At 41.9% G+C, this 12,534-nt stretch carries 12 protein-coding genes; 9 read left to right on the top strand and 3 right to left on the bottom strand.

Going from position 1 to position 12,534, the window contains the following annotated elements; all coding sequences use genetic code 11:
- The first annotated feature begins 424 nt into the window (after window positions 1–424).
- From hxlA to AC2EXB_RS18455, 4 genes are all read left to right on the top strand, one after another.
- A complete protein-coding gene (gene hxlA / locus AC2EXB_RS18470) occupies window positions 425–1,066 on the top strand; it encodes a 3-hexulose-6-phosphate synthase (RefSeq protein WP_472484468.1) in 642 nt (213 codons plus the stop codon).
- Between the two features lies 1 nt (window position 1,067).
- Complete coding sequence (gene hxlB, locus AC2EXB_RS18465; protein WP_483602719.1) at window positions 1,068–1,622, top strand: 6-phospho-3-hexuloisomerase; 555 nt, start codon at window positions 1,068–1,070, stop codon at window positions 1,620–1,622.
- A gap of 170 nt (window positions 1,623–1,792) precedes the next feature.
- Window positions 1,793–2,410 (top strand): cyclase family protein, encoded by a 618-nt coding sequence (locus AC2EXB_RS18460; RefSeq protein ID WP_483602718.1) that lies wholly within the window; start codon window positions 1,793–1,795, stop codon window positions 2,408–2,410.
- Window positions 2,411–2,469: 59 nt separating this feature from the next.
- Window positions 2,470–3,321, top strand: a complete 852-nt coding sequence (locus AC2EXB_RS18455; RefSeq protein WP_483602717.1) for a Cof-type HAD-IIB family hydrolase — start codon at window positions 2,470–2,472, stop codon at window positions 3,319–3,321.
- Between the two features lie 15 nt (window positions 3,322–3,336).
- Here the strand turns inward: AC2EXB_RS18455 and AC2EXB_RS18450 are convergent, their stop codons facing one another.
- Window positions 3,337–4,323, bottom strand: coding sequence for a Gfo/Idh/MocA family protein (locus AC2EXB_RS18450; RefSeq protein WP_483602716.1), 987 nt, complete (start codon window positions 4,321–4,323; stop codon window positions 3,337–3,339).
- 196 nt (window positions 4,324–4,519) lie between these two features.
- Here AC2EXB_RS18450 and hxlR point away from each other — a divergent pair, with 196 nt between their 5' ends.
- Window positions 4,520–4,873, top strand: a complete 354-nt coding sequence (hxlR, locus tag AC2EXB_RS18445; protein WP_483602715.1) for a transcriptional activator HxlR — start codon at window positions 4,520–4,522, stop codon at window positions 4,871–4,873.
- A gap of 706 nt (window positions 4,874–5,579) precedes the next feature.
- Here the strand turns inward: hxlR and AC2EXB_RS18440 are convergent.
- A complete protein-coding gene (locus AC2EXB_RS18440; protein WP_483602714.1) occupies window positions 5,580–6,449 on the bottom strand; it encodes an SDR family oxidoreductase in 870 nt (289 codons plus the stop codon).
- 194 nt (window positions 6,450–6,643) lie between these two features.
- On the opposite strand from AC2EXB_RS18440, the gene AC2EXB_RS18435 reads away from it, so the two are divergent.
- Window positions 6,644–7,078 carry an Rrf2 family transcriptional regulator gene (locus tag AC2EXB_RS18435; RefSeq protein ID WP_101802319.1) on the top strand — a complete coding sequence of 145 codons (435 nt, stop codon included), beginning with the start codon at window positions 6,644–6,646 and terminating at the stop codon, window positions 7,076–7,078.
- A 334-nt stretch (window positions 7,079–7,412) separates the two neighbouring features.
- Here AC2EXB_RS18435 and AC2EXB_RS18430 read toward each other — a convergent pair whose 3' ends face one another.
- Window positions 7,413–8,264 carry a MurR/RpiR family transcriptional regulator gene (locus tag AC2EXB_RS18430; protein WP_483602712.1) on the bottom strand — a complete coding sequence of 284 codons (852 nt, stop codon included), beginning with the start codon at window positions 8,262–8,264 and terminating at the stop codon, window positions 7,413–7,415.
- Between the two features lie 126 nt (window positions 8,265–8,390).
- Here AC2EXB_RS18430 and gnd point away from each other — a divergent pair, with 126 nt between their 5' ends.
- The 3 genes from gnd (at window position 8,391) to gntK (ending at window position 12,264) form a co-directional block, all read left to right on the top strand.
- Window positions 8,391–9,275, top strand: a complete 885-nt coding sequence (gnd, locus tag AC2EXB_RS18425) for a phosphogluconate dehydrogenase (NAD(+)-dependent, decarboxylating) (RefSeq protein ID WP_483602711.1) — start codon at window positions 8,391–8,393, stop codon at window positions 9,273–9,275.
- 35 nt (window positions 9,276–9,310) lie between these two features.
- Window positions 9,311–10,651 carry a GntT/GntP/DsdX family permease gene (locus AC2EXB_RS18420; protein ID WP_251476786.1) on the top strand — a complete coding sequence of 447 codons (1,341 nt, stop codon included), beginning with the start codon at window positions 9,311–9,313 and terminating at the stop codon, window positions 10,649–10,651.
- Between the two features lie 65 nt (window positions 10,652–10,716).
- Complete coding sequence (gene gntK, locus AC2EXB_RS18415) at window positions 10,717–12,264, top strand: gluconokinase (protein ID WP_251476784.1); 1,548 nt, start codon at window positions 10,717–10,719, stop codon at window positions 12,262–12,264.
- Window positions 12,265–12,534 lie beyond the last annotated feature (270 nt).

Raw genomic sequence — 12,534 nt, 5'->3', positions numbered from 1 at the left:
TGATATACAAAATATCTCTATCATGAAATATTTTTTAGAAGTTAAGGAATTTAGGATTTTTTGAGGGAGAAATAACAAAGGTTAAATCCCATTATCGAAAGTAATCTATTGCAAAAAAGTTACAATATCTCATTCGGATAAGAAACAAGTAATTGATTTTCAAACTGGATAAGTCGTGTTGAGTGTTTAGTGAAAAGGAAAAAGTAATTGGATTATCTTAAAGCGGTCTTAATAGAACCTTAAAGTTAATCAGATACATTAAGAAATAAATGCATATATATAAAATTAAACAGATTACCATTGTGATAGCCGCCGACAGTATACTTTTTGTCAGTATGTGAAATTAAAGTGCGTACTTCACAACAATGCTTGTAGGTTTTACACTAAGTTAGAATCAAAAATACGACAACAAGGAGAATGACACATGAAATTACAATTAGCTTTAGACTTAGTAAACATTCCACAAGCAATCGAAGTGGTTAAAGAAGTAGAGGCGTTTATCGACATCGTTGAAATCGGAACGCCAGTCATCAATAAAGAAGGTCTTAAAGCTGTCGCAGAAATAAAAGCAGCTTTCCCTAACCTGGAAGTTCTTGCAGATGTAAAAATTATGGACGCTGCGGCTTATGAAGTATCGAATGCGTCTGCTGCAGGCGCAGACATTGTGACGATTCTTGCTCAGGCAGAAGATTCATCCATCAAGGGCGCAGTTGAAGAAGCGAAAAAACAAGGCAAGAAAATCCTGGTTGACATGATTGCTGTAAAAGATATCAAAACACGTGCTGCAGAGCTTGATGAGCTTGGCGCGGATTATATCTGTGTCCACACCGGCTACGATTTGCAAGCGGAAGGAAAAGATTCTTTCGAAGATTTGCGTACAATCAAAAGCGTCGTGAAAAATGCTAAAACCGCAATTGCTGGAGGAATCAAATTGGAGACATTGCCGGAAGTCATTAAAGCACAACCGGATTTAATCATTGTCGGCGGTGGAATTACAAGCAAAGAGAACAAGGGCGCGGAAGCGGAAAAAATTCAAAAGATGATGAAAGAAAGTGTGACGGCGTAATATGAACACGGCGGGCTATACAGACGAAATACTGGCTGAATTGAAGCGGACCACTGCTCTCATTGATGATGAGGAAGCCGAAAAGGCAGTGGACGGCATCCTGCGTGCAAAGAAAATATTTGTGGCAGGCGGGGGCCGATCCGGCTTTATGGCTAAGGCATTTGTGATGCGTATGATGCACGTAGGCCTGGATGCGTATGTGGTTGGAGAAACGGTGACACCGAACCTGGAAGTCGATGATATTTTCATTGTCGGTTCTGGTTCCGGGGAGACTCAAAGCCTCGCAGCCATGACGAAGAAAGCCAAAAGCATCGGTGCAACCATAGTGGCTATTACTACAAACCCTGAGTCTACAATAGGCAAACTGGCGGATATTCGAATTGAAATACCGGCACAAGCAAAAGGGGAGGGCACTAGTGGCAAATCGATTCAACCGATGGGATCATTGTTTGAACAGTCGCTTCTTGTGTTTTATGACGCGGTGATTTTGAGATTCATGGATAAAAAGGGACTCAAATCCGATGTCATGTATGGCAGACATGCGAATTTAGAATAGAACAACGAATAAGCTTGAGTTTAAGATTTTTTAAGCTCAAGCTTATTTTTAATTGTTTATCAAGCTTGAACTTTTTTGCACCAAAGTATTTTCATTGGACAACTGTATAAATGGCATGCGAAGGTGAAGGTATCATTGAAGACAATATTAGTAATGGAAGGTTGGATTACATGAAAATGTATGATGTAACAGGGGCGATCTATGAAGGCATGACCGTTTACAAGAACAAACCGGAAAAACAGCCGAAAATCAATCAGCTGACAAACGGCTATGTTACGGAAACACGGCTGGACATGGATGTTCATACTGGCACCCACATCGATGCGCCGCTTCATATGAATGTGGATGGAGAGACATTCGAATCGCTTTCGCTGGACAGTCTTGTAGGGCCTTGTCAAGTTCTCGATTTGACGGCAGTAAAGAACGGAATTTCAAAAACGGACTTAGAAGGATTCAAGCTTCAAAAAGGAGATTTTATTTTATTAAAAACGAAAAACTCGTTTGAGGAAAAGTTTAATTTTGATTTTGTCTATCTGGCAAAAGATGGAGCAAGCTATCTTGCTGAGTTAGGGATTCGCGGGGTTGGAATAGATGCGCTTGGAATTGAAAGAAGCCAAGAAGGGCATCCGACGCATAAAACCTTATTTGCAAATGACATCATCATCATAGAGGGCCTGAGATTGAAGGAAGTGGAGCAGGGACAATACTTTATGGTTGCCGCGCCTTTGAAATTAGTAGGTACGGAGGCTTCACCTGCGCGAGTATTGTTGTTTGAAGGATTAAGTTGAATTTTTCTGTTTCAATCATTTTTCATGAAAGATAAAACATAATTGTAAGGAGAGAGCCTATGTATAAATTGGTCGCGATCGATCTCGATGGGACATTGCTCACAGACGATTTAATGATTTCACCAAATACAGTAACCGCTATTAAAAAAGCGGTGGAAGCGGGGACAATTGTTACGATTGCTACAGGCCGCATGTTTTCCTCTGCGAAGCTCATTGCCCTGCAGTTGGGTATAAATGTACCGCTCATCACTTATCAAGGTGCATTGATCAAAGATGTTAATGAAAAAGAAGTAATATATGAGCGCACTGTTCCTCCCGATATTGCACAAAAGTTAATCGAAATTTCTCGTGAGAAAAAATTACATCTACAAATATACCAAGATGATATTCTTTACAGTGCCGTAGAAAATGACAAGCTGATTGCTTATTCTGAAGCAGTTAAAGTGCCCTATAGGATAGAGCCCAATCTCATCAAGCTTGCCCAAAAAGGCGTGACAAAACTACTTTTTATCGAAGAACCAATCGTCCTCGATCACTTACAAAATGAATTGCAAACCTTATTCGGCAAGTATGCTCACATCGCAAAATCAAAAAAACACTACCTTGAAATCACCCATCCCGAGGCAAACAAAGGTAGTGCCCTATTATGCTTAGCGAAAAAACTTGGTATAGACCGTTCAGAAATAATCGGTATTGGTGACAACTATAATGACATCGAACTTATTGAGACAGCCGGTCTCGGTATAGCAATGGGAAATGCCGTAAAGGAAGTGAAAGCTATGGCTGATTATACGACCTTTACGAACAATAAAGAAGGGGTGCTTCACGTATTAGAAAAGTTTATTTTAGAGCCAGTGAATACTTCCAATTATATAGAAGAAAAAAATTCTGATTCGCTTCCGACGGCCTGATCAATTGAAGACCGTTTACTTGGAATCACTTGGATAGGACAGGCCGATTTCTTGGCGGACTTTATCCATTACGCACATGGTGGTATAGGAGTTTTCAAACGAATTAACAAGTGACTCCGTTTTCTTTTGGCTGATTAAATCGATAAACTCTTTCACTTCATAATACATAGCAGGCTGAGGTTGTTCTACTGTCACTGATTCAACAGTGCCATCGTTGTAATGAATGTCCACTTTTTCGGCTGAATGGATTTTATCGATCACGATGCTTCCTTTTTCCCCTTGGATTTCACTTGGTAAATTTGAATTTGTGATTTTCGAATAAATGACCACCGCATCTTTGTCTTCATATTTCAATACGACACTTCCTTCGCCGTCTATACCGGAATCCAGGATAAGACCAGTGGCCTTTACTTCGCTTGGCTCGCCGAATAGTGAGATGAGCGGGTATAAACAGTATGTGCCGAGATCCATCAAAGAACCGTTTGCGAATTTTGGATTAAAAGCATTTAATACGGTCCCTTTTTTGTATGTATCATAACGCGATGAGTATTGGCAATAGCTAGCAAAGTATCTGCGGATGGGGCCGATTTTATGCAAATTATCTTGAATGGCCTTAAAGTTTGGAAGCAACGTAGATTTCATCGCTTCCATAAGCAGCACTTGATTATCTTTTGCTTCTTGAATCATTTTCTTCACTTCTGCTGCATTGGCAGCCATCGGTTTTTCACATAATACATGTTTGGAGTTTTTTAAAAACAAGATAGCTTGGTCAGCATGGAATGAGTTAGGCGTGGCAATATAAACCGCATCGATTTCATCGCTGGCTGCCATTTCTTCCAAGTCGGTAAAAATGTTGGTTATCCCATATAGACTGGCAAATTCCTCAGCTCTTTCCATCGTCCGGGAATAAACGGCCGCTAATTTGAAATTGTCGACTCCTTCTGCCGCTTCAAGCAATCTTTCTGTTATCCAGTTTGTACCTACTATGCCGATTCGTATCATTTTTATCCTCTTTTCTTTTTTTATTGCGTTGCACTACACAATTGGAGCGACTTTGTTCAAATGCAGAAAAATTTACTAGCTATACTATTTCTAGTATAATTAGTAACTTACTTTAATTATAGTACTGACTTTTTTGACGCATAGTATCGAAAAGTATACGATAGAAATATAACAAGGAAGGAAGGAAAGAAAACAGATGCCTAATTTAGGAGAGAAAGTTTTTAATTGTGAAAAGGAACTAACACTTTCTATCATTGGAGGAAAGTGGAAAATGCTGGTGCTGTGGCATTTAGGAAAAGAAGGAACGAAACGCTTTGGCGAATTAAAGAGTCTTATGCCGGGGATTACCCAGCGCATGCTTGTTAATCAGCTACGTGAACTTGAAGACCATTTGATTGTCCACCGCGAAGTTTATCCAGTGGTCCCGCCAAAAGTGGAATATTCTCTTACCGAACAGGGGAAAAGTCTTATTCCCATACTTGACTCGATGTATGAATGGGGAAAAGAATATATTGATCATAACCTGGATAAGAAAACAGAAATCAACTAAGTTAGTTGGTATATAAAAATAGCTGAATAAAATAAAGCGGATTTCATTAAAATTAAAATGAAATCCGTTTTTTTAAAATGGAGTTTCTTATATAACAATTTTTATTGACACTTCATTAAATATTGGATTGACGTGTCGAATCAATGGAAGTTTTCAAGGTAGAACTTTAGAAAATACCATGGATGCGATGAAATACTGTACTCAGTACAGGAAACCGGTTTATTTAGATATGCCACTTAGAATTAATCCAGCACTGATTTCCAGGCAGATGGAACCTTACTGATATTTGGATTTGTGATTTTGTACCGGAAAATTTATAAAGAGATTTTCTCTTCAAAATCAGTTTACATATCATGAGGTTATCAGAAGCTATTCAAATACAGAGGAGAGTAAAGATGCATTGACCATTTTGTCTTTAAAAGTGTAATTTTACGAATGGTTGTGCTTAATTCTCTAAGTATATCTTAAGAAAGAGAAAGGAATTAAGATTTTAAGATACCAAGAGAGTTATGAGAAGCAACTGAAATATGAGTTTGAATATTGGTTGAAAAAACTAAACAAAAAAGACATTCTTTGCAGAATGCCCCGGCTTGCAAAAAAAATTTTTTTATAGGTTTTTAAAATATTAACTTTTATGTTTTCTTGTTTTTGAATATGATAGGAGACTCTAAGACTCAATTATGCCATCATATCGATTCTTTTAATTTCATTTAGTTTGTGAAATTGTATTAACAAGTTGGTTTAGTGATTTTTTGACTAGCAACTTACGGCCAAGAAGTTTCTCGAAATCGTTGCTTTCCACTTCTAGTGAACCGTTGCGGATGCTTTCTTGGATTCCTACAACAATCGGAATCACAAAATCGGGTAAACCTGAGCCTTTCATGATTTCTGCATATTTTTCGTCACTTACTTGTTGTACAGGTACTTCTTTACCCAGAATTTCACCAAGAGCAGCCGCTAATTCTTCTTGGGTTAGAAGAGGGCCAGAAAGTTCATACACTGTATTTTCATGGCCGTTTCCAACCAGAACCGCTGCCGCTGCATCTGCATAATCTTGTTGCAATGCCCAGCCAACTTTTCCTTCTCCCGCAGAAGTAACCCACGGAGCTCCTGCTAGGACACCTTGAATGCTTCCGATTTCGTTTTCGAAATACCAGTTGTTGCGCAAGAAAGAGTAGGGAATACCGGTCTTGATAATGGCCGCTTCTGTGGCAACATGAGGCGGCGCCATAAGATTTTTACTTTCTGTAGCGTTAGCCAAACTTGTGTAGGCAATGAATTTTACTCCTGCACGTTCAGCTGCTTGAACAGCATTAGTATGTTGGCGGATTCTTGTTTCATTGTCGCCATCCGCGGAGATGATCAATAAGCGGTCAATTCCTTCAAATGCCTTATCCAAAGTTTCTGGGTGTTCAAAATCTGCTTGACGAACTTCCACTCCACGAGCACGAAGCCCTTCTGCTTTCTCGGCGTTCCGCACACTCACCGCCAGCTCGCTTGCAGGCAGGGTTTTCAATATTGCTTCTACAACCTTCGAACCTAATTTTCCTGTTGCCCCTGTAACTAATATTTTCATTTTCCAGTCCCCCTAATTCGCTTTTGGTGTAACAATAATGATTACATGTATTCATATTAGTTACTTGTAACTGAATTGTCAACAGGAATAGCAATATTTGTTTTTTGCCTGCTATTTGATACAATAAACTTGTAACTAAATTAATTACATGATATTAGATATTGAAATAGAAATTTATAAAGGGGTGAAGGTAAATGTCCATTAGCAGCCGATTTGCTGTCGGAATTCATATATTGACTCTAATTGAATTTAATAAAGATGGAATAACATCTTCTGAATTTTTAGCTTCGAGCGTTAACACAAATCCAGCAGTGATAAGGAAACTTATGGGCATGCTTAAAAAAGCTGGTTTGATCGAAGTACACCCAGGTATTGCAGGAGCAAAACTTACAATGAAACTATCTGATATTACCTTGTTCGATGTCTATAAAGCGGTAAATGTTGTTCAAGATAAAGAATTATTCAGTATACACGAAAATCCACAGCTTAATTGTCCCGTTGGCCGGAATATCCAAAATACTATAGAACCTATATTTGCGACCGCACAAGGGGCAATGGAGAAAGTTTTAAAAAATGTAACATTAGAAGATGTGATGAATGATATTGTTGCTGGAGAAAATATTGGATAGATATGATTTCTTAAAGAAATGTTCTATACTCGTTTATTTAAGTATATTTTCATTGAAATAATCGTTTATTTTATGATGTGTAAAATTATTAGTTAACATATAAGGGATTATCGGAATTTTATATACGAAGTAAAGAACTTGAAAAGCTAGTGACCTCTTTATTTAAGGTTATTGGTCTTTCAAATTTTATGCAGATTAAATCCTGAATTGATACAATTTTTATTTAAAAGTGACATTCATATTTATACAAGCAATTATCAAACAGCTATATAAATTTCATAGAGAAAGAAAATACTCGGTAGCCAGTCGACTGGATTACCGAGTATTTTTTAAGTTACAGCCGTTTATGGGACATCGCTTCGCGCATGCTTTGAAGGGCTTTTTTGCCTTCTTCTCCGCGTGAAATCATCAAGTTCGTATAAAGGGCATCGATCAAGGTGAGCTGAGCAATGCGGGAAGAAAGTGCCTCAGAACGGAAATCCGTTTCTTCAGACGAGGTGTATAGGGCGATATCCGCGTCTTTAGACAGCGGGGACTTGCCGAAATTGGTGATGCAAATAATGGTCACACCTTTTTCTTTTAAGATGCGCAGAACATCAAGGACGTCATTGGTTGATCCGGAATGGGAAATGACAATGGCCGCGTCTCCTTGCTGAAGCTGGGAAGCAGCCATCAGCTGCATATGGGCATCAAGGTTGATGGACACTTGGAGGCCGAGCCGGATGAACTTATGGTAGCCGTCCATGGCAATAGCCGCCGAGCCGCCGTTCCCAAAAAACTCGATTCTTCGTGCGGTTATGACTGCATCGACCGCTTGCTCCATCGCAGAAGCGTCCACGATCTGCAGCGTATCTTCTATCGTCTTGATATTGGAACGGAAAACTTTTTCCGTAACGCGCTCGACGCTGTCGCCTTCTTCGATTTTTTCATGGATGTCTTTCAGCGGCGCTACTACTTCAGCGGCTAATGAAATTTTGAATGCCTGAAAACCTTTAAAGCCGATTCGCTGGCAGAAACGGAAGATGGTGGACTCCGCTAAGCCGAGTTCATCGGAAATTTGGTTGATGGTCAAATGGATAATATTTTTAGGATCGTTCAAGACATAGTCGGCGATCTTTTTTTCTTTTTCGCTGAAGTGGCGGTAACTGCCCCGGATGGCAGCCAGCGCAAATGCCTGTTCTTTCATAAATTCGCGCCTCATTTCTTTGGTGAGTTTCCTTTAAATATAGAATAACATGTTGTGTATGGAAAAATATTTGATATAATCTTTTTAATACGGAAAAATATTCTTTTATTCATAGGAGGTTTAATTATGCAAATCGGTATAATCGGTTTAGGCAAAATGGGATTGAACTTGGCCCTTAACTTGGTGGACCACGGACATAAAGTGATTGGCTACGATAGCCATGCGGCAATCGAAGAAAGCGGTTTCAAGAAAACTTCTTCGATTTCAGAGCTTGTGGAGAAATTGGAAACACCTCGCACAGTATGGCTAATGGTGCCAGCAGGGGAAATTACGGAGTCGGTGATCGCGGAACTCACACCGCTATTGGAAAAAGGCGATTCGATTATTGACGGCGGAAATTCCAATTACAAAGACACGGTGCGCCGTGCTGAGCAATTAAAGGAACAGGGCCTTTACTTTTTTGACTGCGGAACAAGCGGTGGAACAGAAGGGGCGCGCAAAGGAATTTGTTCGATGATCGGCGGAGACGCTGAGAAGTTCAAGGAAATTGAGCCTTTGTTCAAAGACATTTCGGTAGAAGACGGCTATTTGTATACGGGAGAACCGGGAAGCGGACATTTCTTGAAAATGGTGCATAACGGAATTGAGTACGGCATGATGCAATCGATTGCCGAAGGATTTGAAATTCTGAATAAAAGCAATTTCGATTTCGACTACGAGAAAGTGGCGGGCGTTTGGAACAACGGATCTATCATCCGTTCGTACTTGATGGGCTTGACGCAAAATGCATTTTCAAAAGACGAAAAATTGGATGGCATCCGCGGCGTCATGAACTCATCAGGTGAAGGCAAATGGACAGTTGAGACAGCTTTGGACTTGAATGTTCCGGCTCCGGTTATCACATTATCGCTGATGATGCGCTACCGTTCGTTGGAAGATGACACCTTCACAGGAAAAGTCGTGGCTGCGCTGCGCAATGAATTCGGCGGGCATGCAGTAGAAAAAAAGTAAGATAATAAGGCTTTACACAACGAGGAGGGACGAAGATGTCAGGTTCAACATTGATTTTGGTGGCGGTAGCCGGTATTTTTCTTTTATTGTTTTTGGTTATGCGTACGAAATTGCATGCGTTTGTGGCATTATTGCTTGTCAGTTTATTAGTCGGCATTGCGGCGGGCATGCCGCTTGGCCAAGTAATTGAATCGGTTCAAAATGGTATGGGAGGTACGCTCGGATTCGTCGCAGTCGTCGTCGGACTTGGTGCAATGTTCGGTAAAATGCTCGAAGTATCGGGTGGCGCTGAGCGCTTGGCAGGCACGTTGATCAGTAAATTCGGAGAGGAAAAATCACCTTGGGCTCTTGGGCTTACCGGATTCATCGTTGCCATTCCCGTTTTCTTTGATGTCGGTTTTATCATTTTGGTGCCGATCGTCTATGGTCTGGCCCGCAAAACCGGAAAGTCGCTTCTTCATTATGGAATTCCGCTGCTCGCGGGTCTTGCCGTTACGCATAGCTTTATCCCACCGACTCCCGGGCCGATTGCCGTTGCGCAATTAGTCAATGCGGACATGGGCTGGGTTATTTTATTCGGCGCAATTGCAGGGGTGCCCGCAATGATTTTAGCCGGGCCGCTCTTTGGCCGTTACATAGGAAAGAAAATTCACGTCGCCATTCCGGATTACATGGAATTGGAACAGAAAGAGTACGATAAGGAACTGCCGAGTTTTGGTTTGATCACTTTCCTTATTTTGATTCCGCTTATCTTGATTTTGATGAATACGGTTTCAGGTGTTGTTTTAGAAGAAGGAAATACAGTACGGGATATTTTGACATTCCTTGGCCATCCATTTGTGGCTTTGACAATTGCTACATTATTAACTTTCTATATTCTTGGAACGAAACGCGGCTACACACGCCAGGAAGTTCAGGATATCGCGACGAAATCGCTTGAGCCAGCAGGAATCATCATTCTTGTTACTGGAGCCGGCGGTGTTTTCAAGCAAGTTCTGATCGATTCAGGTGTTGGGGAAGTACTTGGAGATATGATGGCGGGTTCACCGCTGCCGCCAATCGTTCTTGCTTTCCTAATTGCCACAGCTGTGCGGGTAGCGCAAGGATCGGCAACAGTCGCTATGGTGACTGCAGCCGGATTAATTACGCCGCTTTTGGAAATGGTCAATATGACGGGGCCGGCACTCGGCTTAGTAGTTATTGCCATCGCTTCAGGTGCGACGGTTCTATCGCATGTCAACGACTCGGGGTTCTGGCTAGTAAACCGGTATTTCGGGCTTGACGTGAAGGATACACTTAAATCATGGACCATTATGGAAACGATTATCGGGTTAACCGGATTCGTGGTCGTTTTAATCATCAGTTTCTTCATTTAAACAACTTCGAAAAAGAAAAAGGGGAGATTCCTTTTTCTTTTTCTTGTATCTAAAGGAGGGCTACCATGCCTGAACAAGCATATTACTTAGGAGTCGATATCGGCACGACGTCGACAAAATCGGTTTTATTCAATAAAAAAGGAAATGTTATCGCAAGCGACACGATTCTTTATCCGCTGGATACACCAAGCCCGATTATCGCAGAGCAGGATCCGGAAGAAATTTTCCGCGCTGTCCTGGGGACGATAAGAGAAACGATTCGAAAAAGCGGCATCGGTCCGGATCAGTTGAAGTTGGTATCGTTCAGTTCGGCGATGCACAGCTTGATCGCAATCGACAGTGAAGGGGAATTGCTGACGAAAAGCATCACGTGGGCGGATACGAGAAGTTCAAGGCATGCGAAAAAAATCAAGGAACAGCACGATGGACACGAAATTTACTTGCGCACCGGAACGCCGATCCACGCAATGTCGCCGCTTGCGAAATTGGTTTGGCTGAAAGATGAAAAGCCGGAAGTTTGTGAACGGGCGGCTAAATTTATCGGCATCAAAGAATACGTCTTCTTTAAGCTTTTCGGCGAATATGTCGTCGATCATTCCATCGCTTCTGCTACCGGCTTATTTAACCTGGAAAAGTTGGACTGGGACCGGGGAGCACTCGAACTGGCAGGTATTTCACCAAACGAGTTGTCGCGTCCTGTGCCGACAACCCACCAGATGAAGGGAGTCTTGCCGGAGTATGCCGCGTTTATGGGGATTCCTGAGCAGCTGCCGTTTGTAGTAGGTGCGAGCGACGGCGTCTTAGCGAATCTCGGCGTGAACGCAATCGAACCGGGCGTCATCGCTGTCACGATCGGCACAAGCGGGGCCATCCGCACCGTTTCACCTGTTCCGAAAACAGATCCAAAAGGGCGGACGTTCTGCTATGCTTTGACGGAAGACCACTGGATTATCGGCGGTCCCGTCAATAACGGCGGCATCGTGCTGAGGTGGCTGCGGGACGAGTTCGCATCCTCTGAAGTCGAAACGGCCAAACGCTTAGGAATCGACCCTTACGACGTGCTGACCAAAATTGCATCGACTGTCAATCCGGGATCGGACGGCCTTCTGTTCCACCCGTATATGACCGGTGAACGGGCGCCGTTATGGGATGCCAATGCACGGGGATCGTTTTTCGGCCTCAGCATTCACCACCAAAAACAGCATATGATCCGTTCGGTTTTGGAAGGCATCGTCTACAATCTGTACACGGTCCTGCTTGCGGTTGAAGAATTGACGGGTGAACCATTGCGCATCCAGGCATCCGGCGGCTTTGCCCGTTCTGAAATGTGGCGCCAGCTGATGGCGGATGTGTTTGATAAACCGGTAATCGTGCCGGAAAGCTTCGAAAGTTCTTGTCTTGGGGCTGTCGTGCTTGGCATGTACGCCCTCGGTGAAATAAAAGATTTCTCCATCGTTTCGGAAATGATCGGAGAAACCCATACCCATTATCCCGAAGCTGCAACGAGTGAAATCTACCGTGAATTATTGCCGATCTACATTCGCTTGTCGCGTTTGCTGACGGAAGAATATGAAAGCATTTCTGAATTCCAGCGAAAGCATTTGGAAGGATAGGAAAAAAGCCGAAACCGGATAAAGGTTTCGGCTTTTATTGTTGATATAAGGTGGTGGGTGGAAATATTTTCTATTATTTTATTTGAAAGCTGCATTTTCTCCATGGTCATGAATTTGAGCGCGTTCAAATGAAAATGCGCGCGCTCACTGAAGTTTGCGTGCGTTCAGACAAAAATGCGCGCGTTCAAAATCATTTACGCGCGTTCGTCGTAGATTCGACCACTTTTCTTAAAAATTTTTAAAACAATAAAATAATATTCCAATATAAAC

The sequence above is a fragment of the Planococcus alkaliphilus genome, from assembly GCF_057031095.1.
Note: the sequence above shows the minus strand (reverse complement) of the source record. Positions and strands in the feature narration are given on the sequence as shown.

Coding starts and splice junctions, on each gene's coding strand:
- hxlA (WP_472484468.1), top strand. CDS start 425: ATGAAATTACAATTAGCTTTAGACTTAGTAAACATTCCACAAGCAATC.
- hxlB (WP_483602719.1), top strand. CDS start 1,068: ATGAACACGGCGGGCTATACAGACGAAATACTGGCTGAATTGAAGCGG.
- AC2EXB_RS18460 (WP_483602718.1), top strand. CDS start 1,793: ATGAAAATGTATGATGTAACAGGGGCGATCTATGAAGGCATGACCGTT.
- AC2EXB_RS18455 (WP_483602717.1), top strand. CDS start 2,470: ATGTATAAATTGGTCGCGATCGATCTCGATGGGACATTGCTCACAGAC.
- AC2EXB_RS18450 (WP_483602716.1), bottom strand. CDS start 4,323: ATGATACGAATCGGCATAGTAGGTACAAACTGGATAACAGAAAGATTG.
- hxlR (WP_483602715.1), top strand. CDS start 4,520: ATGCCTAATTTAGGAGAGAAAGTTTTTAATTGTGAAAAGGAACTAACA.
- AC2EXB_RS18440 (WP_483602714.1), bottom strand. CDS start 6,449: ATGAAAATATTAGTTACAGGGGCAACAGGAAAATTAGGTTCGAAGGTT.
- AC2EXB_RS18435 (WP_101802319.1), top strand. CDS start 6,644: ATGTCCATTAGCAGCCGATTTGCTGTCGGAATTCATATATTGACTCTA.
- AC2EXB_RS18430 (WP_483602712.1), bottom strand. CDS start 8,264: ATGAAAGAACAGGCATTTGCGCTGGCTGCCATCCGGGGCAGTTACCGC.
- gnd (WP_483602711.1), top strand. CDS start 8,391: ATGCAAATCGGTATAATCGGTTTAGGCAAAATGGGATTGAACTTGGCC.
- AC2EXB_RS18420 (WP_251476786.1), top strand. CDS start 9,311: ATGTCAGGTTCAACATTGATTTTGGTGGCGGTAGCCGGTATTTTTCTT.
- gntK (WP_251476784.1), top strand. CDS start 10,717: ATGCCTGAACAAGCATATTACTTAGGAGTCGATATCGGCACGACGTCG.